This window comes from Leptospira abararensis, assembly GCF_016918735.1.
Classification (GTDB): domain Bacteria; phylum Spirochaetota; class Leptospiria; order Leptospirales; family Leptospiraceae; genus Leptospira_A; species Leptospira_A abararensis.
Genome location: NZ_JAFFPR010000033.1, coordinates 1 through 533, shown reverse-complemented (window position 1 = coordinate 533; position 533 = coordinate 1). Strand labels below are relative to the sequence as shown.

The 533-nt window shown below is 28.3% G+C and carries 2 protein-coding genes; both read left to right on the top strand.

All coding sequences use genetic code 11. The annotated features are described in order from the left end of the window. The coding region (locus JWG40_RS10460) for a type II toxin-antitoxin system VapB family antitoxin (RefSeq protein ID WP_232369317.1) at positions 1-215 on the top strand (215 nt) is incomplete at its 5' end. 21 nt (positions 216-236) lie between these two features. Then, positions 237-533: PIN domain-containing protein (locus tag JWG40_RS10455; RefSeq protein ID WP_205285755.1), on the top strand; the 297-nt coding region annotated here is incomplete at its 3' end.

Sequence of the window (533 nt, the reverse complement as noted above, 5' to 3'; positions counted from 1 at the left end):
GTGTAAGAATTGAATTACTTATGGCCACTAATCTAAACATTGACTCCAAATTACTTGATGAAGCTTATTCAATAAGTGGATTGAAAACCAAAAGAGAAACTGTAAACACTGCACTCATTGAATTTATTAAAAAGCACAAACAGAAAGAAATTATTAAGTTTTTTAATACCATTGAATACGATTCAAAAGTTGACTATAAAAAAATCAGAGCTTAAGTTCCACTCGATTTTTTTAGAATGAACTTACTCATTGATACTTCGGTTTGGTCAGAAGCATTTAGACGGAAGAATAATTCAGTTAATTCTGAAGATACTTTCCTTTTTCAAATTATTAAAAATGAAGAAGAAATATTTCTAACCGGAATTATTTTACAAGAAATTTTAACCGGTATTAAAAATCAAAAACTCTTCGATGACATTAATAATCATCTCCGATTCTTTAATTATGTTAATCCTACAAACAAGGATCATATTCTAGCTGCACAATTAAGAAATGATTTAGCAAAAAAAGGTATTACCGTTGCTTCGATCGAT